Origin of the sequence: Sulfurimonas sp. HSL-3221, from assembly GCF_021044585.1 — a bacterium.
Taxonomy (GTDB): Bacteria; Campylobacterota; Campylobacteria; order Campylobacterales; family Sulfurimonadaceae; genus Thiomicrolovo; species Thiomicrolovo sulfuroxydans.
In genome coordinates this window covers 1,319,482-1,338,761 of the sequence record NZ_CP087998.1, presented here as the reverse complement: position 1 = coordinate 1,338,761, position 19,280 = coordinate 1,319,482, and the positions used below count along the sequence as shown (strand labels likewise).

The window sequence follows — 19,280 nt, the reverse complement described above, 5'->3', positions numbered from 1 at the left end:
CTATTGTAGCGTGTTAATTTTAATTGACAACTTTTTTCGTCACCTGTCCGAAAGGACGCAGCAGCAGGATGAGCTTCGGTAGCAGCATGAGGTCCGCGACGATCGCCATAAACATGACGAGCACGGTCAGAAGGCCGAAGTAGATGGTCGGGATAAAGACCGAAAGCACGAGGATGACGAAACCGATCATGATGGCCGCAGAGGTGTAGCTCATGGCGTAACCGATACTCTCGTGGGAACGGTGCATTGCCGCGACATAGTCGCCGTCGCGCGCAAGTTCGATCCGGAAACGGTGGATGTAGTGGATGGTGTCGTCGACCGCGATCCCGATGCTGATGGCGGCGATGGTGATGGTCATCATGTCCAGGGGGATATTGGACCATCCCATGACGCCAAAGACCGTCCCGACGGGAACGAGGTTCGCGATAATGGCGACGACGGCTGTGAGGAAGGAGCGGAAGAGGGCCCAGAACATCAAGAAGAGCAGAACGGCCATGACGCCGAGGGTGGCGATCTGCGACTCGAAGAGGCTCTGGAGCATATTATTGTACAGCACCATCAGGCCGGAGATGTGCAGATGTTCCGGGGGGATGCCGACCACGTTGATCAGCCCGTCATGCAGCTCTTTGAGAAGGTCGGCACGGCGCAGATCGGCATCGGAGTCGATGATGCGCAGGGCGAAACGGGCCTGGTCGTGCTCGATGCTGACGTAGGGTTTGAGAATGATATCGGCGAATTTCGCGGGCATCTCGTTATAGAGCAGCGCGAGCTCGAAGTTGTCGAGTTCACGGCCGTGGTTGAGGGTGCGGCCCACTTCGAGCATCGTCCCGAGCGAGAGGACCTTTCCGACATGAGGGACGCTTTCCAGCCACTCGTGGACACGGCGCACAACCTCCATCCGGTTCTCCGTAAACCAGTACTGGGCCCCTTTCGCCTCGGCATTGAACTCCTCGGCGAATTCGTCGAATTCGTCGAAACCGGCCGCACTGTCGGCAGCGGGTTCGGACGGGCTTTCGGCTGTAGGGGGCTGGGGGAGGTCGATGGTGATGTCCAGCGGCGTCGTCCCGCCGAGCTGGCGGTCGATGACGGACATTCCCTGGTAGATCTCCGTCGTGGGCTTGAAATAGTTGATAAAACTGTTCTCGACGACGAGCCGCTGCGCGCCGGTGACGGAGAAGGCGATCAGCAAGACGGTGGCCATAAGCGTCCATGCGCCGTGACGTTCGGTGAAGGTCGCCAGGATCTTGGTGACGGAGAACTCTTTGTCGAAGGTCGTTTTCGGCTGTTTGCGCTTGAGCAGCACGTTGACGGCCGGAAAGAGCAAGTAGGTGACAATCAGGGAGACGCTGATGCCGATACTCATCATCCAGCCCAGGGCGATGACCGGCTTGATCCCCGAGAGCATCAGCGACGCGAAGCCCGCGATCGTCGTGATGATGGCGAAGAAGGTCGGTTTGGACATGGAGAGGGTGCTCTCCAGTACCAGCTCTTTTTCGGAGGCTGCGGGGTTGGTCAGCGCGAGTTCGCGGTAGCGCACGATCAGGTGGATGATGATGGAGATCGTGATGATCAGCTGCAAGGAGATGAAATTGGACGAGATGACGGTGATCTCGAAACCAAGCATCCCCAGCAGCCCGACCGTAATGCCGATGGAAAGGGCGGAGATCAGCACCGGCAGGGCGACCCAGCGCTTCTGGCGGAAGACCGTCCAAAGCACGAGGATCAGCAGGGCCAGGACGGCCACGCCGTAGGTTTTGAGGTCGCGTTTGACGAAGGTGACCATGTCGTCGGCGATCATCGTCACGCCGCCGAGGAAGAGCTGCCCCGCCGCCTGATGGGTGCGCAGCGTATCGCGTACAGCGAGGATCATGCGGTGGTCGCGTTCGCGGGCAACGTCGCGGTACGCTTTGAAGACGGCCGTCGCGTCGGCAAGCTCGGTCCTGCCCTCTGCGGTGAGCGTGCCGTTGTCGTCGGCCGCGCGCAGGGCGTTGAGGCGGTCAAGCAGCTCGTAGTAGTGGTCGTCGCGGACGAGGTTGACCTGCAGAGCCGTCGTTTTGAGGTCCGGACTGACAAGGTTGGAGACGTAGAGGGGATTGTGTTTGAACTCTTCGCGGGCCAGGGTCAGGTTCGCGTCGCCCGCTTCGATGGAGGGGATCTTCTCCAGCAGCTCCTTGACGGGTTTCGGAGGACTCTCCAGGAGCGGGACGTTGAGAATGGAGTTGACGGAGTCGATCCCGTCGATCTTCAGCAGCGCCGCGCTGAGGGTCCGGATATTGTCGAGGGTCTGCGGGGCGAGGAGGTCGGCGTCGGGGGTGTAGGTGACGACGAGGAAGTCCTGGCCGCGGTAGCGTTTGGCGACGAGGCGGGTGTAGGCGAGGTCCTTGTCATTTTCAAGCAGCAGGGTCTCGGCGGAGGCGTCGACGCTGAGCTTCACCGCCTGGGTGCCCAGCAGCGCCGCTGTGAGCAGCACTAGGGCGATGACCGTGCGGGGGTACCGGAAAACGAAGCCGGTATAGAAGCGTTTAAGCATCAGGCTGTGGTTGACGCAGTTTGATGAGAAGCTGTTCTATCGAGCCCTTTTCGAGCTCGCCGGCGAACTGGCTGCGGTAGGACTGGATGATGCTCACGCCCAGCACGTCGACGTCGTAGATCAGCCACCCCTCTTTGGCATGGTAGAACTTGTAGAGCACCTCTTTCTTCTCGCCCTTTTCGACGATGTAGCTGTTGAGATAGATACGGTTCTTGACCTGCCGCGGCGCTTCAAGGGTGATGGCTTCGTCCTTGTAGAGGTCGAGTTTGCTCATATAGAAGTCCTTGATCCGGCGCTCGAACAAAACGACATACTCTTTGCGCTGGGGAGGGGTCGCCTCCTGCCAGCCGGTTTTGCCGAGACTGAGCTTCGCCATCAGCACAAAATCGAAATAGGGGTCCATCTCCTGCTCGATGGCCGCATTGCGGTCCGTTTTGCTTTTGTTGTGATCGTTGAGGATCTCCAGGACCGCATCGACCTTCTGGCGCATCACGCTGCCGATCTCGTTCGCTTCGAGCGCCGCGGCCGAGAGGGGCAGCAGCAGGGAAAGCAGGGCAAGATAGAACAGTTTTTTCATGACATTACTCCGATATCAGTTTGTTGCGGTTTTGCTCGTAGGCATCGCGCATAAATGGGTAGAAGTCCAGGGCCTCCTCGCGGATCTGCAGGTACTCCTTCCGGTAGAGGGAGAACTTGTTGAAGCGCTTGTAGCCTACCAATCCCCACCCTTCATACGTATCGCGGGGGATATTATACTTTCTTGGGTCAACATAATAGATTGGGTTGACATAGAAATCGATCAGATCCCCCGTGATGTCGCGCAGGTTGCTGGGGCCGAAAAAGGGCAGGACGATCGGGAAACCGTTCCCGACGCCGTAGTGCCCCAGGGTCTGCCCGAAATCCTCCACATGGGGCTCCACCCCTATTTGCATGGCGGTGTCGAACATCCCGGCGAACCCGAAAGTGGAGTTGATAATAAAGCGCCCCGTCTCGGTCAGCGCGTGGTCGAATTTGAGCTGGAGCAGGTTGTTGACAAGGCTGACGGGGTAGTAGAGGTTGTTGAAAATATTGTTGATCGAGACCCGGATCGGTTCGGGCAGGATAAAGTCATAGGCGCTGAACACGGGGTTGAGGATGTAATCGAAGAGGGTATTGTTAAAACCGGTCATCCAGCGGTTATACCCTTCAAAAGGGTCATAGGCCGGTTTGGCGTCGTCCGTAAACTCCTCCTCGAAACCGGCATCGTCGAAGCCGCTGTCGTCAAAAATCTCGTCTTCGGGACCGGAGAGGTGGGCGAGCGGACCGACTTTTTCCGTTTCAGAGGGTGCGGGCACGTCTCCCGACTGGGCGTGAAGCAGCGTAAACCCGAATGCGATTGTCAGAATGAGTCTCTTCATGAATGTCAGGATTGTACCAAAAATGTTTAAATATTTCACTGCAAATTGTCACAGGAAAATCACAATATGACGCATCTCATGGCGCTTTGCTATAATAGCGCGAAACTGCCTGCGGGGAAGAAAACCATGCGTATTGTGATCTTTGACATGGACGGAACGCTGATCGATTCGCAGCACGACATCACCTGCTCGATCAACCACGTCAGGGCGGCGAATCATGCCCTGCCGCCCATCGACAGCGGCACCGTCGTCGCATGGATCAACAGGCCCGTGCGCAATCTGCCCAAACTTTTTTACGGGACGGAGCATTACGAGACGCGCGACCGCGAGCTCTTCGAATCGCACTACCATGAGCAGTGCATCCAGAATCCCGTACTCTACCCGGGTATCCGCGAGACGGTCGAGACGCTTCACGCTGCGGGCGTCAGGCTTGCCGTTGCGACGAATGCCCCGAGCACCTTTGCCGCAAGGATGATCAGGCATCTCGGCATCGCGGACTATTTCGACCATATCATCGGCCCCGACATCGCCGGGGCGTCAAAGCCGGATCCGGCGATGCTCCGCCTGATCCTCGACGCCCTGGGGTTTCGGCCGCAGGAGCACCGGGCCTGGATGGTGGGCGACAACAGCAAAGATATCGACGCCGCGCGCCTGGCCGGCATTACGGGCATCTTCTCCACCTGGGGCTTCAGCGCCGAGGGGGAGGGCGATATCGTCATCGGGCACCCTGCCGCACTGCTGGACATTGTCTGAAATGAAGCTTCTGCTCTCCCTGCTGTGTCTGCTTGCGTCGTTGCAGGCGACGGAACGGACCCGTGTGATGATGGGGACCTTCGCCACCGTGTCGGTCCCGGACACCGCCGCAGGCTGCATCGACGGGGCCTTCGCCGCCATGACCTCGGTCGAGAAGGCGCTTTCGTCGTACGACCCCGCCGCGGAGGTCTACCGCCTCAATCATGCGGGGGCGCTGGCGATCTCGCCGACGCTCTATGACGCCCTGCAGAGCGCGGTGCGGTACTACGTGCAGAGCGACGGCTACTTCGACATCACCATCGGTGCCCTCAGCCGCGGGGCCTACCATTTCGGCGAAGCGGAAAGAGTGCCGGGCAGGGCGGAAATCGCCGGCCTCCCGATCGGCCTGAACCTGCTGGAATTCAATGCGACAGCCGCGCGGCTCGCACCCGGCGCGATGCTCGACTTCGGCGGCTTCGGCAAAGGGGTGGGTCTCGACGCTGCCGCCGCCGTGCTCCGTCACTGCGGGGTTACGGAGGGCACCGTGGCACTCAGCGGCGACATTCGCTGCCTCGGCCGCTGCCTCCTGGCGATCCAGGACCCCTTTTCGGAAGGGACCCTCATGACCTTCAAAAGTCTGGCCCCGCAAACGGGAATGAGTACGAGCGGCGACTACCGGCGGTTTGTCGGGGACAAAACCCATAACCACCTGATCGATCCGAAAACGCGGGCATCGGAGCGCGCGTTTGCTTCGATCACCCTCGTCGGTACGGTACGCAGCGGCGATCTCGACGCCTGGACGACGGCGGCGGCCGTGATGCCGCCCCCCAAAGCCGTTGCGTTTCTGCGGACCCTGCCGGTAGGCTATGTGCTGATCTACAGTGACGGTACCGTCGTCAAAAGCGCGAACCTGTCGCACTACCTTGAAGTATTGGAGGGGAACCATGAAGATGATTGAGAAGATGCTGCACCCGGAGGAGACGATCCTTGTTGCCGCCGAGATATCAAAGACATTCTATAACGGCATCCTCTCCCTCTACGGACTGGGTGCCCTGCTGCTGTTTATCGGCTACGAGTACGAGATCGGGGTGATCGGTCTGGTGCTCATCATCCGCACCTTTTACATGCATCTGCAGGAGATCCGGGAGAAGAAGCATTACCACTGCGTGCTGACGCCCGAACGCCTCATCATCCACAAGGGGTTCAAAAACCGGGAGATCATACCGATCAACCTCGAGGAGATCCGGACGATCTATATCAAGCCCTACAGTGAACGGTTCAAGAACCACATCGACGTCGGAACGCTGGAGGTCCTGACGATCTCCGGGGGGCGCTATGTCATCAGCCATATCAAAGCCCCCTTCGCATATCACCGTGCCATCATCGGGGATGTCGTTGCCGCGACAAGCTATGCCAAAAAGCGTAGTAGATCAACTGAAGCATGAGCAGCGTCCCCAGCAGGCTCAGCAGCAGGTATGACGCCAGTTTGATCCAGACCCAGAGGGTGCTCCCGGAGGCGATGAAGTAGCCGCTGACGATGTCGAGGAGCGCCGCGGCAAAGAGCGTGAGCGCGAGCCGGATCGCACGCCGTTTGGCGGTATCGGTCGCGAAAAGCAGGAAATGCGCCCCCACCATGATAAAAAGCCCCATGGCTCCCAGGTGCGGCACAGCGGTCTCCAGCAGTCCGTAAGCACTTTTGCCCGGGACGGTGTCGCTGCCCAGATAGTAGAGCTCGATGCCCTGCACGGAGAAGCCGATCTTGCTCGCGAAGAGGGCGGCGGCCGATGCGAGCAGCAGCAGCCCGAAGAGGGCGAAATAGACGACGGCGAAACGGTAGGCGCGCTGCATCAGGGCTTCTTGAGGACGTTCAGGTAGAGCAGCGAGGCGAAGGCCATGAAAAGGGCCGTGCCGTGCCAGAGCCAGAAGGCGCCCAGCCACGGCAGGAGATAGGCTTCGCCTTTGTAATAGGCAAGGGCAAAGAGGACGACGTCGGCGGCGGCGGCGATCATGGCGATATTGATCACGACCGCGGCGACGCGTTTGAACGGGCAGAGGCGCGCATAGACGGCAGAGAGGGTCAGCAGGGTCATCATCATAAAGAAGATATCGCTGTGTAGGAGTTCAAGCACGAAATGTTCGCTGACGGGGTCGATGAACTCCGCTTCGTTGCCGTAAAGGGTCGCAGAGAGGGTGGCACGGTCGAGCCCGATATGGTCGCGTTTGAGAAAGGCGTCGGCAACGAGAAAGGTGCCTGCAAACAGGAGTAGTCCGTTGAGCAGCGGACGCATCAGCGCGTCGCTGCGCAGGTCTTTGACGAGGGTGAAGCGCATCAGTGTTTCCTGATCACGGTCTCGAAGAGTGCCAGGGCGAGGCGGGCACCGTCGGTGACGTTGCGCGCGCTGAGCGTCGCCCCGCTGACGGTGGGGATGTCTTTGCCGACGCGCAGGGTCGCGTTCGCGTCCTTGCCCTTGAACTGTTCGAGGTAGGTGTGCTGGGGCATATACTCCGGCGGTTCATTGAAGGCGACGATCTCGATGGCCCGGATCGTGCCCTCCGGCGTGATCATGTAGAGCACCGTGGCATCTTTTTGGCGGACCTGGCGCGTCACCAGCACACCGTATCCGACGGCTTTGCCGTCAATGTCGGCGGTGTAGAAGCGGTAGATTTTCGTCTCCAGTTTGAGCTTGGCGCGTTTGGTGACGGCCGCAGCCTGCTTGCTGCTCAGCAGGGTGTTTTTCTTCGTCACTTCGCTCTGCGCCCCGAAGGCGTGCTGCATCGCATCGATCGGCGAGATCAGCGGGGCGGCTGCCGCGCCGACACTCAGTAAAACCAGGGTCACTATCAACTTTTTCAGCATGGATCTCTCTTCAAAACGGATTATCAAATCCCCGCCGCTGCGGGTACTTGAGGATCGGTTTTGTATAAAAATTATAACACACGGCGGCGGAGCGGGAAGGAGAAGGAACGCCCGCCGGGCGCGCGCGGGAGGCGTCTTAAAAGACGAAGCCCATCCCGATGCTGAAGACGTTGTAGTCTTCAAGCGCGCTGTCATGGAAGTCGGTCATGACGTAGTCCGCCTTCAGGACGACCTGTTCGTGAGGGAAGAAGTTCATGCCCACGGTCGTGTTGGTCTGCTCGAGGTCGGGACGGGTACCGCCGGCGACGGAGGAGACGGGATCATAGCTCTCATACTGTGCGAAGATCGGCAGGCGGTAGCGCGTCGGCAGTGTCGCCAGCAGGTCATACTCCGCGTTGACGTAGTACCCTTCCGCGCCGTCCGCCGCTTCGGCGAAGATCTTCTCGGCATTCGAGACGGTGATGGCCGTGTAGAGGCCTTTGAGCTTGAAGCCCGCTTTTTCGTACTGGCCGTAGAAGTCGTACATAAAGGCGTCTACACCGCTCGGGCGCCCCTGTGTCGCGGCGCCGTAGTAGGCCGATGTTCCCAGGAGCAGACCGCTGATACCGCGGTAATCAAGGCGCCCGACAAAGCCGACGCGCTGCATCGGGCCGTTCTCTTCCGAACCGATACGGCCGCTGCGGATCCATTTCTTGTTGACGGAACCGGGCATATTATTGTCGTTGTTGAGCGCCAGGGCGTTGATGATCCCTGCCGTGTAGCTAAGACCGATATCGCTGAAACTGCCGTAGGCGAGAATCCCGGTCTCATGCCAGGTCGAAGGGATCAGGTATTTCTCAACGTCCGGGCGCTGCACCGTGTTGAAGAGCGTCGGTTCGTGGCGCTTGTTGATCAGACCCATCGGCACCAGGAGGTTTCCGACCTGGAGGTTGAAGGCCTCATGCAGCAGGAAGTCGATGTACATGAATTCGATGGCGACCTCTTCGCCACCGTGTTCGAACTCCAGTTCGGTATTGAGGACGATGTTGTCGCTGAACTTGTACCCGATATAGGGAACGAAGCGGTAGACGTCTGTATAGGCGTCCCCGGCGGCACCGTCGCTGTCCGGAGAGGACCAGTACATTTCACCGTAGCCGCCGATGGAGAGCGGGGACTTGGAGTAGTAGACCTTTGAGGCTGCAGGCCCCATGCCGTTGACAGAGGCGTTCGCATCGACCGTCGTATAGTTGAATCCCGTTTTCAGGTCCGACGTTTCGTCGATGAGGGCATCCGTTTTTTCCTGCAGTTCGGCGATCTGGGCTTTCAGTTCGCTCAGTTCGTCCGCGCAGAGTGTCGTACCGGCCAGCAGGGCGGCTCCCAGTGAAAGTGCAATGTGCTTCATCACCTATCCTTTTGTTATGTTTTCTATTTTTACGATTTCAAGAATCATTCCCAAAATAATGGGTGAAGTATAGGTGATATGAGCCGAAAAAGTCAATAGATATGACAATCATTATCAAAAATGAAGGAGAAAAGACATTTTTGTCACGTATGGTAACTTTTTGAGAGTTGGTATCAATTAGCGGGCGGGATGCCGGAGGTGACCTCCTGGGGCTCCTTTCCTTTATCGGCATCGTCGTCGGCGCCGCTGTCGAGTTTTTTCAGATAGTGCAGCGGAAAGTCGAGGGTGCGTTTGAGGATATTGAAGGGACTGACGATGATGTCTTTGGCGATCGTGTTCTCCACCTTGGGATCGTTCAGCGGGCCGTTGATGCTCAGTGTCGTCAGGACGGATTTGTCGTCACCGACAAGAATATAACCGACCAGAGGAATCTTGCGAATGTTCTCTGCGGCCCGTGTCTTGACGCTGAGCTGCATCTTGATGCGGTCTTTGTTGTAGTCGATGGTTCCCTGGCCGGCGAAATCAAGCTCTTTGCTGTCTATTTTGATGTTTGATGCCGTCAGAACCCCCTTGTGATAAGCGAGTTCGGCATAGGCGGATTGCACTTTGATCCCTTTGGTCTCATAGGAGGGCAGTGAAAAGGTGACCAGGGCGGGGACGGTATTGATAAACGCGAACAGGTTGTTGAAGAGCACATAGTCGTAGACGGTCGTGTTGTTGATCTTTGCCAGCCCCTTAAAGTCGTCCTTTTCTCCAATCATGTAAAAGTCCAGCGTCCCGCCTTTGACTTTTGAGAGGTTGAAGAAATGGTTCATGAAGTCGTCGTCGAGGCGGTATCCGAAGAGGTAGAAGGTCTCTCCTTTGACGTCGAGCTTGGCACCGCCGCCCCCTTTATAGAGCTGCGCGAGAATGCGGTTGGGGCTGTAGTCGATGGTGATGCGGTCGGCTTTGGCCTGACGCTTGCCCGGGAAAAGAATGGCGGTATCGTTCGCATCGATAAAGACCGAGGTGTTCGATTCGCTCGCATTGTCTTCGGTATTGAAATGGTGGTCGCGGTAGAAACGGGTCAGTTCGGGCTGGCTGAAGTCAACCCCGTTGGAGCGGATGCGGATCGTGTCGCCGCTGCGGACCTTGATACGGTCGTTGATCGAACACTCCAGGGTGCCGTTTTGTTCGATACTCCCCTGAAAACGGTAGGTGTTGACCGGCGTCCCGTTGACGGCGGTCAGGGCATAGGGGTAATCGACGATCCCGTTGAAGGCGACGGGATAGTTCCCGTTTTCCGACCAGACGGAGATGGTGCTTTCGGTGAGGTTGTAGTCGCGCAGCAGCGGGGAATGTTTCGTCAGGGCATCCAGGGAGAAGAAGTGCAGCCGCCAGCCCCTGCCCAGGGTGGAATAGACCATATTGATCGAGGGGATGACGATGTCGTATTCGTCGTCGATGGGGACGATATAGACGCTGAAGCGCTCCATATTCTGGAACAGCCTGCCGAGCCCCTCGTCCTCGAGGCGGAATTTGGAGACGTTGAGCTCGGTGGCCATCGTCGCCGGTTCAAAGACACCTTCGACGGAGCCGGTCAACTGGTGTTCGATCGAAACGACGGCCGGGGAGAGGCGGAAAATGCCGTTGTGTTTCGAAACGGTAAAAGGCGAGACGGAGAGGGGCGTCTTGTCCATGGACCAGTGGGTGGTGGCATTGCTGACGACGGAGAGGTTCTCGTCGGCCCGGATATGGAAGAGGGTGTGCGCCTGCGCAGTGGAAAAGGTACCGGCGTGAAGCGATGTTAGGTCCAGCAGCAGGGTGGCGGCGGGAGGGGACAGGGAGATCTCACCCTCCACGTTGGCCCGTGCCGTCCGGTCCAGAGTGACGGCGGTTTTGGGGACGTTAAAGCGCACCTGCTTGAGGTCAAAGGGGGCCGTAAAGGCATCGCATGTGAGATTGTGCTCCATATAGTGCCACCGCGAGGCGTCAAAGCGGAGGGTGTCGCCTTTGGGATGAAGGCGGTACTCAAAATGCATCGGAACGCTTTGCGGAGAGAGGACGATGGGTGCATTGCCGACAGGGTAGCGAACGTCGCCGAGATTGAAGCGGATCGTCCCACGATGTTTGGCCGGATTGAATGCCCCGGTGACGCTGCCGGTCACGTTGCCATCAAAGAGCGAAGCATCGACGGAGCGGAGGGTGACATCCGAACCTTTCAGATCGACGGCGGCCCGGGAGACGGTGATGGGGAGACCGGCGAGATCGATGCGGCTCTTTTCCGTCTTGAAGGATCCCTGGGCGGTCGTCTGCGCATGGCCGAGGTTGACGGTCAGGCTCAGGTTGGTATCGGTGACCCCGCGGGTCTGGGTGAAGGGGAGGTCAATGCCGTATGAAGCGGTCAGACGCTGCAGCGCCGGCGTGAACCGTGCGGTCGTCACAATGGCCAATTGCAGCAGCGGTTCCTTGCCGCCAAAATCGATCGCGACGCTGGTCTCTCCCCCCGGTTCGCCGTAAAAGGTGGCATTGTGCGGCAGGATCTTCAGGACCTTATGCTCAAAGAGGACGGTGACCTTCTCCGCGAGAGCAGGCTCAAACGCCTCGGGGTCATTGGCAAAACGGTAGCGTGCATTATGAAAGGTGAGCTGGCCGAAGAGATTGTCGAAGGCTTTTGCCGGGGAGGCAAAGGGGAGGGTCGTCTGCAGGGTGTGCAGCATGACCGGCCCGCCCTGGGCCCGTGCGACGATCCACGGCTCGACGTGGTCGGAGAGGTGCAGGGGTTTCACGATCGGCGCGACGCTCGCAAACGGTTCGGTCGAGAAGGTGTTCAGGGTGACGGCGTCGCGGGTGGCGTGCACGCCCAGGCGCAGATGGATATCCTCGGCGACGTCGATGCTGCCGCCCAGGTAGAGTTCGCTCTGCTTGGGCTGCAGAACGCCCTCGAAACGGAAGGTGCCGCCAAACTTGCTGCTGTCACCGTATAGTTCCATTTTGTAGGCGTCCGCGTTTCGCACAGGCAGAAGGGTCATGGAGATGTGCCCCTGGGCGCGGGAGGCGACATGCAGGTCGCTACGGCGGCGTGGGTCGAAGAAGAGCGAGGCGCTAAGATCGTTTCCGAGCCGGATGCGGTCGATGCGGAGGCTGCCGATCCAGCGGTCGTCCAAGTGCTTCAGCGCCGCGGAGACACGCCGCTGGAGGCTGAGGAGGTCGGTGGGTTCCTCGGGCGCGTCGGAAGGGGCGAGGGCGATCGTGCCGATCTCGACCTGAAGTGCATCGTCCCACTTCAGGTATAATTTCTCCGCATAAAGGCGGCCGAGTTTGAGCTTGCCCAGATGGACACCGCTTGAGAGGGTAAGGTAGAGAACAGTGATGAGGGCCAGACAGAAAGCAATGACCGCGACGATCGTAAAATGGGTATGTGCAATCGCTCTGTTGATGGCGTTGTCGTTCATCTATTACCTGAATATGGGGCTCACGACATCGAAGGTGCTCTATATTCCCCAGGGATCAATTCGCAAGATTATAACACACCTAGAAACCGCCAACCCGCAGCTTAACCGCCTGGACGCCTTTTTGCTGCGCTTTGTCGGCCGGCCGCAGCACGGCTGGATCGACCTGGGAAGCACGGCCATGACCCACGGCGATTTCCTCTACCGGATTACGACCTCCAAAGCGGCGATGAAACCGGTCACCCTGGTCCCCGGGGAGACGACCCAGGTCTTCTTCACACAGCTTGCCGAGAGCCACGGGCTCGACCCGGTACGGCTGATGGAGGCGTTCCGGGAGCAGAGCCCCTATGAGGAAGGGGCGATCGTCCCTGATACCTATCAGCTTCCCATAGGCATTACCGAACCCGACGCCGTGCAGCTGCTGCTGCGCTACGCCGAGGCGAAACAGCGCGCCTGGTCGGAGAAGATCTTCGGCCTTTACAACGAGCGCAAATGGTACCACTATATAATCATCGCCTCGGTGATCCAGAAAGAGGCGGCGGACAATGCGGAAATGCCGCTGGTCTCCTCCGTCATTGCCAACCGGCTCGCCAAGGGGATGAAGCTGCAGATGGACGGCACACTCAACTACGGTCCGTACTCCCATGAAAAGATCACCGCCGCGCGCATCCGATCGGACAAGAGCGGCTATAACACCTATCTGCACAGCGGTCTGCCGGCCGCCCCGGTCTGCAACGTCGGCTTCGATGCGATCCGTGCGGCGATCTTTCCGGCCAAAACGGAGTACCTCTATTTTACGAAAGGCGCCGACGGAAAGCACCGCTTCACACGTTACTATTCTACACACTTACGCAATATTAACCATGTTACTAAATGATACAGTAATCCAAATATTCTCCCCTGTTTATTCTTGATTTGGCATGAAACACGATTGAAGTGATATGATGACCCTGTAATTTTCAGTCGGCGGTTCTAAATTATATTTAGTAATGCCGATCAACTTCACACTTCGAGGATATAGAATGTCTAAAATCATCTGGTCGAAAATTGACGAAGCTCCGGCTTTGGCTACATACTCGTTCTTTCCGATTGCTTCCAAATTCTGCGCTGAGGGCGGCGTCGAACTGGAACAAAGCGATATCTCACTTGCCGGTCGTGTCCTTGCCGCGATGGGTAAAGGTGAAGATGAACTCTCAAAACTGGGCGAGCTTGTCCTGAAGCCTGAAGGCAACATTATTAAGCTGCCGAACATCTCTGCATCCGTCGGTCAGCTCAAAGACTGTATCGCCGAACTCCAGGAGCAGGGTTACGATATCCCGAACTATCCTGAAAATCCGGCGAATGACGAAGAGAAAGCGCTCCAGGCGACGTACAGCACCTGCCTCGGTTCCGCGGTAAACCCGGTTCTTCGCGAAGGCAACTCCGACCGCCGTGCGGCGAAAGCGGTCAAGAACTATGCACAGAAGAACCCGCACCGCCTCAAAGCATACTCTGAAAACTCCAAATCCTATGTCGCGCACATGAACGGCAACGGTGACTTCTACGGCAACGAGAAGTCCATCACAATGGAAAAAGGCCAGAAAGTCACGATCGCTCTCAACGGCAACGAACTCAAAACAATCGATGCACTTGACGGCGAAGTGCTCGACGGTACCTTCATGTCCGTCAAAGCACTCCGCGCATTCTACAAGCAGACGATCGAGGACGCGAAAGCGAAAGGCGTCATCTGGTCGGTCCACCTCAAAGCGACGATGATGAAGATCTCCGACCCGGTTATGTTCGGCCACGGATTTGAATGTTTCTTCGAAGGTGTCTTCAGCAAGTATGCGGATACATTCGCGGAAGTCGGCGTCAACCCGAACCTCGGTATGTCCGACCTTGAAAAGAAGATCAAGGGTCACGCGAAAGAGGCGGAGATCAAAGCGGCATTCCAGGCGGTTGTCGAAGCGGACAGCCCGAAAATCGCGATGGTCGACTCTGACAAGGGTACGACGAACTTCAACGCGCCGAACGACATCATTATCGATGCATCCATGCCGGTTGTCGTCCGTGAAGGCGGTAAACAGTGGGATCGCAACGGTGATGCGCTCGAGTGTGTCGCTGTCATTCCGGACTCCACGTACGGTATGTTCCACGAAGAGATGGTCGCTGACTGTGTCAAAAACGGACAGTACGACGTCACAACAATGGGGACGATGCAGAACGTCGGACTGATGGCACAGAAGGCGGAAGAGTACGGCTCCCATCCGACAACGTTCGTCCTCGACGAAGCGGGTACGGTTACCGTTACAGCCGAAGACGGCACGGTTCTGATGAGCTTTGAGTGTGAAGCGGGTGACATCTGGCGTATGTCCCGTGCGAAAGACATCCCGATCAAAGACTGGATCCGCCTCGCATTCGAACGCGGCCAGATCGAACAGATCCCGGTCGTTTTCTGGCTGGACGAAAACCGCGCCCACGATGCGCAGATGATCGCCAAAGTCAAAAAATACATGCCGGAGTTCAATACGGACGGTCTGGAGATCCACTTTATGGACATCACCGCTGCGACACGCTTCACGAACGAGCGTATCCGTGCGGGCAAAGATACGATCGCCGTTACCGGTAACGTTCTGCGCGACCACCTCACCGACATGTACCCGATCCTCGAGCTCGGTACGTCGGCGAAAATGCTCTCCATCGTTCCGCTGCTCGCGGGCGGCGGCCTGTTCGAAACCGGTGCGGGCGGTTCTGCGCCGAAGCACGTCGACCAGTTCCTGGCAGAGGGTCACCTCCGTTGGGACTCCCTGGGTGAATTCCTCGCCCTGGCCGAGTCTCTGCGCATGATCGAGCAGAAGTACCCGAATGCCAAACTGGCTGAAGTAACTGCTGCCCTTGACGTTGCGAACCAGGAGTACCTTGACAATAACAAGGCTCCGGGCCGTAAAGCGGGCGAGCCGGACAACAAAGCATCCCACTTCTATGTCGCACAGTATTGGGCGACGGCGCTGGCGGATTCTGCAGACAAAGATCTGCAGGCGAAATTTACGCCGGTCGCGAAAGCGCTCAAAGAGAACGAAGCGAAGATCATGGAAGAGCTGATGGCTGTCGAAGGCAAAGCACAGGACATCGGCGGGTACTACCACCCGGACGATGCGAAAGCAGAAGCGGCAATGCGCCCGTCTGCCACACTCAACGCGATTATCGACGCGCTCTAAGTCGACATTTTGTGTTCCGTTTCGGAACACGGTAGAAAGGTGAGTGTTACCTTTCTACCATTCTATTGGGTTCACGAAGTGGACTTAACCTTATTTTACTTATAATGTACAATCTTCTGCCATGTATGCATAATGGTGTGTGTTCGCACATATTGCTTATGTGTATATCGGTGCAGAAGAGCCACTAAAATCGAAAAGGACTTCAACAATGAATCAGGGTAAACGTGTTGGAATCGTCGGCGCCGGAAACGTAGGTGCGACTGTCGCGTATTCACTGGCAATGCTCGGATCATGCCATGAGATCATTCTCCGCGACAACAAGATCGAAGTCGCAAAGGGCAAGGCCCTCGATATGTCACAGGCGGCGGCAGCGGTCCGCAGCCATACGGTTGTCAGCGTCGCCGAGAGCATGGAAGAGCTCACGGACTGCGACGTCGTCGTTGTCACTGCCGGAAGCCCGCGTCTGCCGGGCATGAGCCGCGACGATCTGCTGATGATCAACGCCAAAATCACCAAAGAGGTCGTGCGCGGCATCGCAAAATACTCTCCGAACGCGATTATCATCATGGTCTCCAACCCGCTGGACGCGATGACCTATGTCGCGCTCAAAGAGAGCGGCTTCGACCGCAGCCGCGTCCTGGGGATGGCCGGCATCCTCGACAGCTCCCGCATGGCGGCATTCATCCAGGAAAAATTGGGCTACGGCGGTGGGCAGATCCGTGCTTCCGTCATGGGCGGACATGGTGACGATATGGTACCGCTTCCGCGCTACTCCACCGTCGCGGGCGTCCCGCTCTTCGACCTCCTTACCGAGGACGAAATCGATGAGATCGTCGACCGTACCCGCCACGGCGGCGCCGAGATCGTCGGCTACCTCAAGACCGGTTCCGCGTACTATGCCCCGGCGAAATCCACGGCCATCATGGTCGAGGCGATCCTGAAAGATACGAAACAGATCCACCCGTGCGCCGTTTACCTCGAGGGCGAGTACGGCTACGACGACGTCGTATCCGGCGTCCCGGTCATGATCGGTGCCAACGGCGCGGAAAAGATCATCGAAGTGACGCTCAACGAGAAAGAGAAAGAGATGTTCGCCCGCTCGTGCAACTCTGTTCAGACCCTGATCGACACCCTGAACGAAAACAAATTCTTTGAGGAGGCCTAATTTGGACTACAGAATCGAAAAGGATACGATGGGGGAGATGCAGGTCCCCAAAGATGCGTACTGGGCAGCCCAGACGCAGCGCTCTATCCAGAATTTCCGCATCGGCGAAGAGACGATGCCCTACGAGATCACCCGTGCGTTTTCCTATTTGAAAAAAGCGGTTGCTCTGGTCAACAAGGACCTCGGCAAGCTTGATGCGAAAAAAGCGGATGCGATCGCCCAGGCGGCGGACGAGATGCTCGCGGGCAAACTCGACGGCAACTACCCGCTCGTCGTATGGCAGACCGGTTCGGGTACGCAGTCGAACATGAACAACAACGAGGTCCTCGCCAACCGCGCGACGGAGATCCTCGGCGGCGACTTCCGTACGGAGAAACTTGTCCACCCGAACGATGACGTCAACAAGTCTCAGAGTTCCAACGACACCTACCCGACGGCCCTGCATGTCGCATCTGTCATCGCCGTCGAAGAGCGCCTGCTCCCAGCGATCGCCAAGCTCAAAGCGACGCTCCAGGCGAAAAGCGAAGAGTTTGCCCATCTCGTCAAGATCGGCCGTACGCACCTTCAGGATGCGACACCGCTTACCTTGGGTCAGGAGATCAGCGGCTGGGTCGAGATGCTCGCCAAGTCCGAAAAGATGGCCAAGGATTCCCTTGACGCTGTCCGCGAGCTTGCCCTTGGCGGTACGGCGGTCGGTACGGGCCTCAACGCCCACCCGGAACTGGGGGCACGCGTCGCGGCGAAACTGACGGAACTGACGGGGCACGATTTCGTGACGGCGCCGAACAAGTTCCATGCGCTGACGTCCCACGATGCGCTCGTCTTTGCCCACGGTGCGCTCAAAGCCCTCGCGGCGGATATGATGAAAATCGCCAACGACGTCCGCTGGCTGGCCTCCGGCCCGCGCTGCGGCATCGGCGAGATCTCCATCCCGGAAAACGAGCCGGGTTCCTCGATCATGCCGGGCAAGGTCAACCCGACGCAGAGCGAAGCGGTCACGATGGTCGCCTGCCAGGTGATGGGGAACGACGCAACGATCGGTTTCGCGGCATCCCAGGGGAACTTCGAGCTGAACGTCTTCAAGCCGGTGATCGCCTACAACTTCCTGCAGTCCGTCCGCCTGCTCGCCGACAGCATCGTCTCTTTCAATGACAATGCCGCCGTCGGCATCAAGGCAAACGAGGAGAACATCGAGCACTTCCTCAACGATTCGCTGATGCTCGTCACGGCGCTCAACCCGCATATCGGCTACGAGAATGCGGCCAAGATCGCGAAGACGGCGCACAAGAACGGCACGACCCTCAAGGAAGAGGCGGTCAAGCTCGGCCTGCTGAGTGCCGAAGAGTTCGATAAATACGTGGTACCGGGTGATATGATTGCCCCCAAAGCGTAACCCAATAAAGGAGGAGAAGAAAATATGAATATCCATGAATATCAGGCGAAGCAGATTTTTGCCAAATACGGCGTACCGACCCCGCGCGGTATCGTCGCGAACACACCTGACCAGGCGGTCGCAAACGCTGAAGAGCTGGGCGGAGACGTCTGGGTCGTCAAAGCACAGATCCATGCAGGGGGCCGCGGCCTCGGCGGCGGTGTCAAACTGGCACGCTCCCTGGACGAGGTCCGCGAGCTTGCGGGTCAGATCCTCGGCATGACGCTGGTCACACACCAGACGGGTCCGGAAGGAAAACTGGTCCAGAAGGTCTACATCGAAGAGGGCGCGGACATCAAGGATGAGCTCTACCTCGGCGTGGTCCTGGACCGTGCGAAAGAGATGCCTGTCATCATGGCCTCCACCGAAGGCGGCATGGAGATCGAAAAGGTCGCTGAAGAAACGCCGGAGAAGATCGTCAAAGTTGCGATCGACCCGACCATCGGTTTCCAGGGCTTCCACGGCCGCGAACTCGCTTTCGGCCTCGGACTGCCGAAAGAGGAGCAGGGCAAATTCATCAAATTTGCTGCAGCCCTCTACAACGTCTATATGGAAAACGACGCGGAGATGATCGAGATCAACCCGCTGATCAAGACGGGTGCGGGCGACTTCCTCGCACTCGACGGCAAGATGGGCTTTGACGACTCCGCACTGGGCCGCCACCCGGACATCGAAGACATGCGCGACATCTCCGAAGAGGATGCGGACGAGCGCGAAGCAAGCCGCTTCGGCCTCTCTTATGTCTCCCTCGACGGCGAGATCGGCTGTATGGTCAATGGCGCGGGCCTCGCGATGGGGACGATGGACACCATCAACTACATGGGCGGTACCCCGGCGAACTTCCTCGACGTCGGCGGTAAAGCGAACGCTGAAACGGTGGCAAAGGGATTTGAGATCATCCTCAAAAACCCCAGTGTCAAAGCGATCTTCGTCAACATCTTCGGCGGTATCGTCCGCTGTGACCGTATCGCCAACGGGATCCTCGAAGCGACGAAACTGGTCGACGTCCACGTTCCGGTCATCGTCCGTCTCGACGGTACGAACGCCCCTGAAGCGGCGGAGATCCTCAGAAACGCCAACATTGCGAACGTCATCGCGGCGGAAGACCTTGCAGACGGTGCAGCCAAAGCCGTCGCAGCAGCGAAAGGAGAGTAATTA

The 19,280-nt window shown here is 58.1% G+C and carries 16 protein-coding genes; 8 read left to right on the top strand and 8 right to left on the bottom strand.

Features of this window, described 5'->3' with window-relative positions; translation table 11 throughout:
• Window positions 1–19 precede the first annotated feature (19 nt).
• Genes LOH54_RS06805 through LOH54_RS06795 form a run of 3 tightly spaced genes read right to left on the bottom strand, consistent with a single transcriptional unit; the run spans window position 20 to window position 3,927 of the window.
• Window positions 20–2,530, bottom strand: coding sequence for an efflux RND transporter permease subunit (locus LOH54_RS06805; RefSeq protein ID WP_231018082.1), 2,511 nt, complete (start codon window positions 2,528–2,530; stop codon window positions 20–22).
• Window positions 2,523–3,107, bottom strand: coding sequence for a Tgt2/MlaC family protein (locus LOH54_RS06800; protein WP_231018081.1), 585 nt, complete (start codon window positions 3,105–3,107; stop codon window positions 2,523–2,525). The genes LOH54_RS06805 and LOH54_RS06800 overlap by 8 nt, the downstream gene beginning before the upstream one ends.
• Window positions 3,108–3,111: 4 nt before the next feature.
• On the bottom strand, window positions 3,112–3,927 hold the full coding sequence (locus tag LOH54_RS06795) for an MlaA family lipoprotein (RefSeq protein ID WP_231018080.1): 816 nt from the start codon (window positions 3,925–3,927) through the stop codon (window positions 3,112–3,114).
• Window positions 3,928–4,053: 126 nt separating this feature from the next.
• Here LOH54_RS06795 and LOH54_RS06790 point away from each other — a divergent pair, with 126 nt between their 5' ends.
• Genes LOH54_RS06790 through LOH54_RS06780 form a run of 3 tightly spaced genes read left to right on the top strand, consistent with a single transcriptional unit; the run spans window position 4,054 to window position 6,104 of the window.
• Window positions 4,054–4,680 (top strand): HAD family hydrolase, encoded by a 627-nt coding sequence (locus tag LOH54_RS06790; protein ID WP_231018079.1) that lies wholly within the window; start codon window positions 4,054–4,056, stop codon window positions 4,678–4,680.
• Window position 4,681: 1 nt separating this feature from the next.
• The gene (locus tag LOH54_RS06785) at window positions 4,682–5,617 is read left to right on the top strand and encodes an FAD:protein FMN transferase (protein WP_231018078.1); all 936 of its coding nucleotides are present in this window, start codon (window positions 4,682–4,684) and stop codon (window positions 5,615–5,617) included.
• Window positions 5,604–6,104, top strand: a complete 501-nt coding sequence (locus tag LOH54_RS06780) for a YdbT family protein (protein WP_231018077.1) — start codon at window positions 5,604–5,606, stop codon at window positions 6,102–6,104. The genes LOH54_RS06785 and LOH54_RS06780 overlap by 14 nt, the downstream gene beginning before the upstream one ends.
• Here LOH54_RS06780 and LOH54_RS06775 read toward each other — a convergent pair.
• The 5 genes from LOH54_RS06775 to LOH54_RS06755 form a co-directional block, all read right to left on the bottom strand.
• The gene (locus LOH54_RS06775; protein WP_231018076.1) at window positions 6,040–6,507 is read right to left on the bottom strand and encodes an Aq_1264-related membrane protein; all 468 of its coding nucleotides are present in this window, start codon (window positions 6,505–6,507) and stop codon (window positions 6,040–6,042) included. The genes LOH54_RS06780 and LOH54_RS06775 overlap by 65 nt on opposite strands.
• Entirely contained in the window at window positions 6,507–6,989 is a 483-nt protein-coding gene (locus LOH54_RS06770; protein WP_231018075.1) for an Aq_1264-related membrane protein, read from the bottom strand. Before LOH54_RS06770 ends, LOH54_RS06775 begins: the two co-directional genes overlap by 1 nt.
• Entirely contained in the window at window positions 6,989–7,498 is a 510-nt protein-coding gene (locus tag LOH54_RS06765) for an FMN-binding protein (protein ID WP_231018074.1), read from the bottom strand. The genes LOH54_RS06770 and LOH54_RS06765 overlap by 1 nt, the downstream gene beginning before the upstream one ends.
• A gap of 154 nt (window positions 7,499–7,652) precedes the next feature.
• Complete coding sequence (locus tag LOH54_RS06760; protein WP_231018073.1) at window positions 7,653–8,897, bottom strand: hypothetical protein; 1,245 nt, start codon at window positions 8,895–8,897, stop codon at window positions 7,653–7,655.
• A gap of 173 nt (window positions 8,898–9,070) precedes the next feature.
• The gene (locus LOH54_RS06755) at window positions 9,071–12,331 is read right to left on the bottom strand and encodes a YhdP family protein (protein ID WP_231018072.1); all 3,261 of its coding nucleotides are present in this window, start codon (window positions 12,329–12,331) and stop codon (window positions 9,071–9,073) included.
• Here LOH54_RS06755 and mltG point away from each other — a divergent pair.
• The 5 genes from mltG (at window position 12,315) to sucC (ending at window position 19,277) form a co-directional block, all read left to right on the top strand.
• A complete protein-coding gene (gene mltG, locus LOH54_RS06750; RefSeq protein ID WP_231021229.1) occupies window positions 12,315–13,205 on the top strand; it encodes an endolytic transglycosylase MltG in 891 nt (296 codons plus the stop codon). The genes LOH54_RS06755 and mltG overlap by 17 nt on opposite strands.
• A 145-nt stretch (window positions 13,206–13,350) precedes the next feature.
• Window positions 13,351–15,525 (top strand): NADP-dependent isocitrate dehydrogenase, encoded by a 2,175-nt coding sequence (locus tag LOH54_RS06745; RefSeq protein WP_231018071.1) that lies wholly within the window; start codon window positions 13,351–13,353, stop codon window positions 15,523–15,525.
• A gap of 208 nt (window positions 15,526–15,733) precedes the next feature.
• The gene (gene mdh / locus LOH54_RS06740) at window positions 15,734–16,690 is read left to right on the top strand and encodes a malate dehydrogenase (protein ID WP_231018070.1); all 957 of its coding nucleotides are present in this window, start codon (window positions 15,734–15,736) and stop codon (window positions 16,688–16,690) included.
• Window position 16,691: 1 nt separating this feature from the next.
• The gene (gene fumC, locus LOH54_RS06735) at window positions 16,692–18,083 is read left to right on the top strand and encodes a class II fumarate hydratase (protein WP_231018069.1); all 1,392 of its coding nucleotides are present in this window, start codon (window positions 16,692–16,694) and stop codon (window positions 18,081–18,083) included.
• Between the two features lie 24 nt (window positions 18,084–18,107).
• A complete protein-coding gene (gene sucC, locus LOH54_RS06730; RefSeq protein WP_231018068.1) occupies window positions 18,108–19,277 on the top strand; it encodes an ADP-forming succinate--CoA ligase subunit beta in 1,170 nt (389 codons plus the stop codon).
• Window positions 19,278–19,280: the final 3 nt, after the last annotated feature.

What these genes read in the sequence shown, in the direction of transcription:
- LOH54_RS06805 (WP_231018082.1), bottom strand. Translation starts at nt 2,530, where the DNA reads ATGCTTAAACGCTTCTATACCGGCTTCGTTTTCCGGTACCCCCGCACG.
- LOH54_RS06800 (WP_231018081.1), bottom strand. Translation starts at nt 3,107, where the DNA reads ATGAAAAAACTGTTCTATCTTGCCCTGCTTTCCCTGCTGCTGCCCCTC.
- LOH54_RS06795 (WP_231018080.1), bottom strand. Translation starts at nt 3,927, where the DNA reads ATGAAGAGACTCATTCTGACAATCGCATTCGGGTTTACGCTGCTTCAC.
- LOH54_RS06790 (WP_231018079.1), top strand. Translation starts at nt 4,054, where the DNA reads ATGCGTATTGTGATCTTTGACATGGACGGAACGCTGATCGATTCGCAG.
- LOH54_RS06785 (WP_231018078.1), top strand. Translation starts at nt 4,682, where the DNA reads ATGAAGCTTCTGCTCTCCCTGCTGTGTCTGCTTGCGTCGTTGCAGGCG.
- LOH54_RS06780 (WP_231018077.1), top strand. Translation starts at nt 5,604, where the DNA reads ATGAAGATGATTGAGAAGATGCTGCACCCGGAGGAGACGATCCTTGTT.
- LOH54_RS06775 (WP_231018076.1), bottom strand. Translation starts at nt 6,507, where the DNA reads ATGCAGCGCGCCTACCGTTTCGCCGTCGTCTATTTCGCCCTCTTCGGG.
- LOH54_RS06770 (WP_231018075.1), bottom strand. Translation starts at nt 6,989, where the DNA reads ATGCGCTTCACCCTCGTCAAAGACCTGCGCAGCGACGCGCTGATGCGT.
- LOH54_RS06760 (WP_231018073.1), bottom strand. Translation starts at nt 8,897, where the DNA reads ATGAAGCACATTGCACTTTCACTGGGAGCCGCCCTGCTGGCCGGTACG.
- mltG (WP_231021229.1), top strand. Translation starts at nt 12,315, where the DNA reads ATGGCGTTGTCGTTCATCTATTACCTGAATATGGGGCTCACGACATCG.
- LOH54_RS06755 (WP_231018072.1), bottom strand. Translation starts at nt 12,331, where the DNA reads ATGAACGACAACGCCATCAACAGAGCGATTGCACATACCCATTTTACG.
- LOH54_RS06745 (WP_231018071.1), top strand. Translation starts at nt 13,351, where the DNA reads ATGTCTAAAATCATCTGGTCGAAAATTGACGAAGCTCCGGCTTTGGCT.
- mdh (WP_231018070.1), top strand. Translation starts at nt 15,734, where the DNA reads ATGAATCAGGGTAAACGTGTTGGAATCGTCGGCGCCGGAAACGTAGGT.
- sucC (WP_231018068.1), top strand. Translation starts at nt 18,108, where the DNA reads ATGAATATCCATGAATATCAGGCGAAGCAGATTTTTGCCAAATACGGC.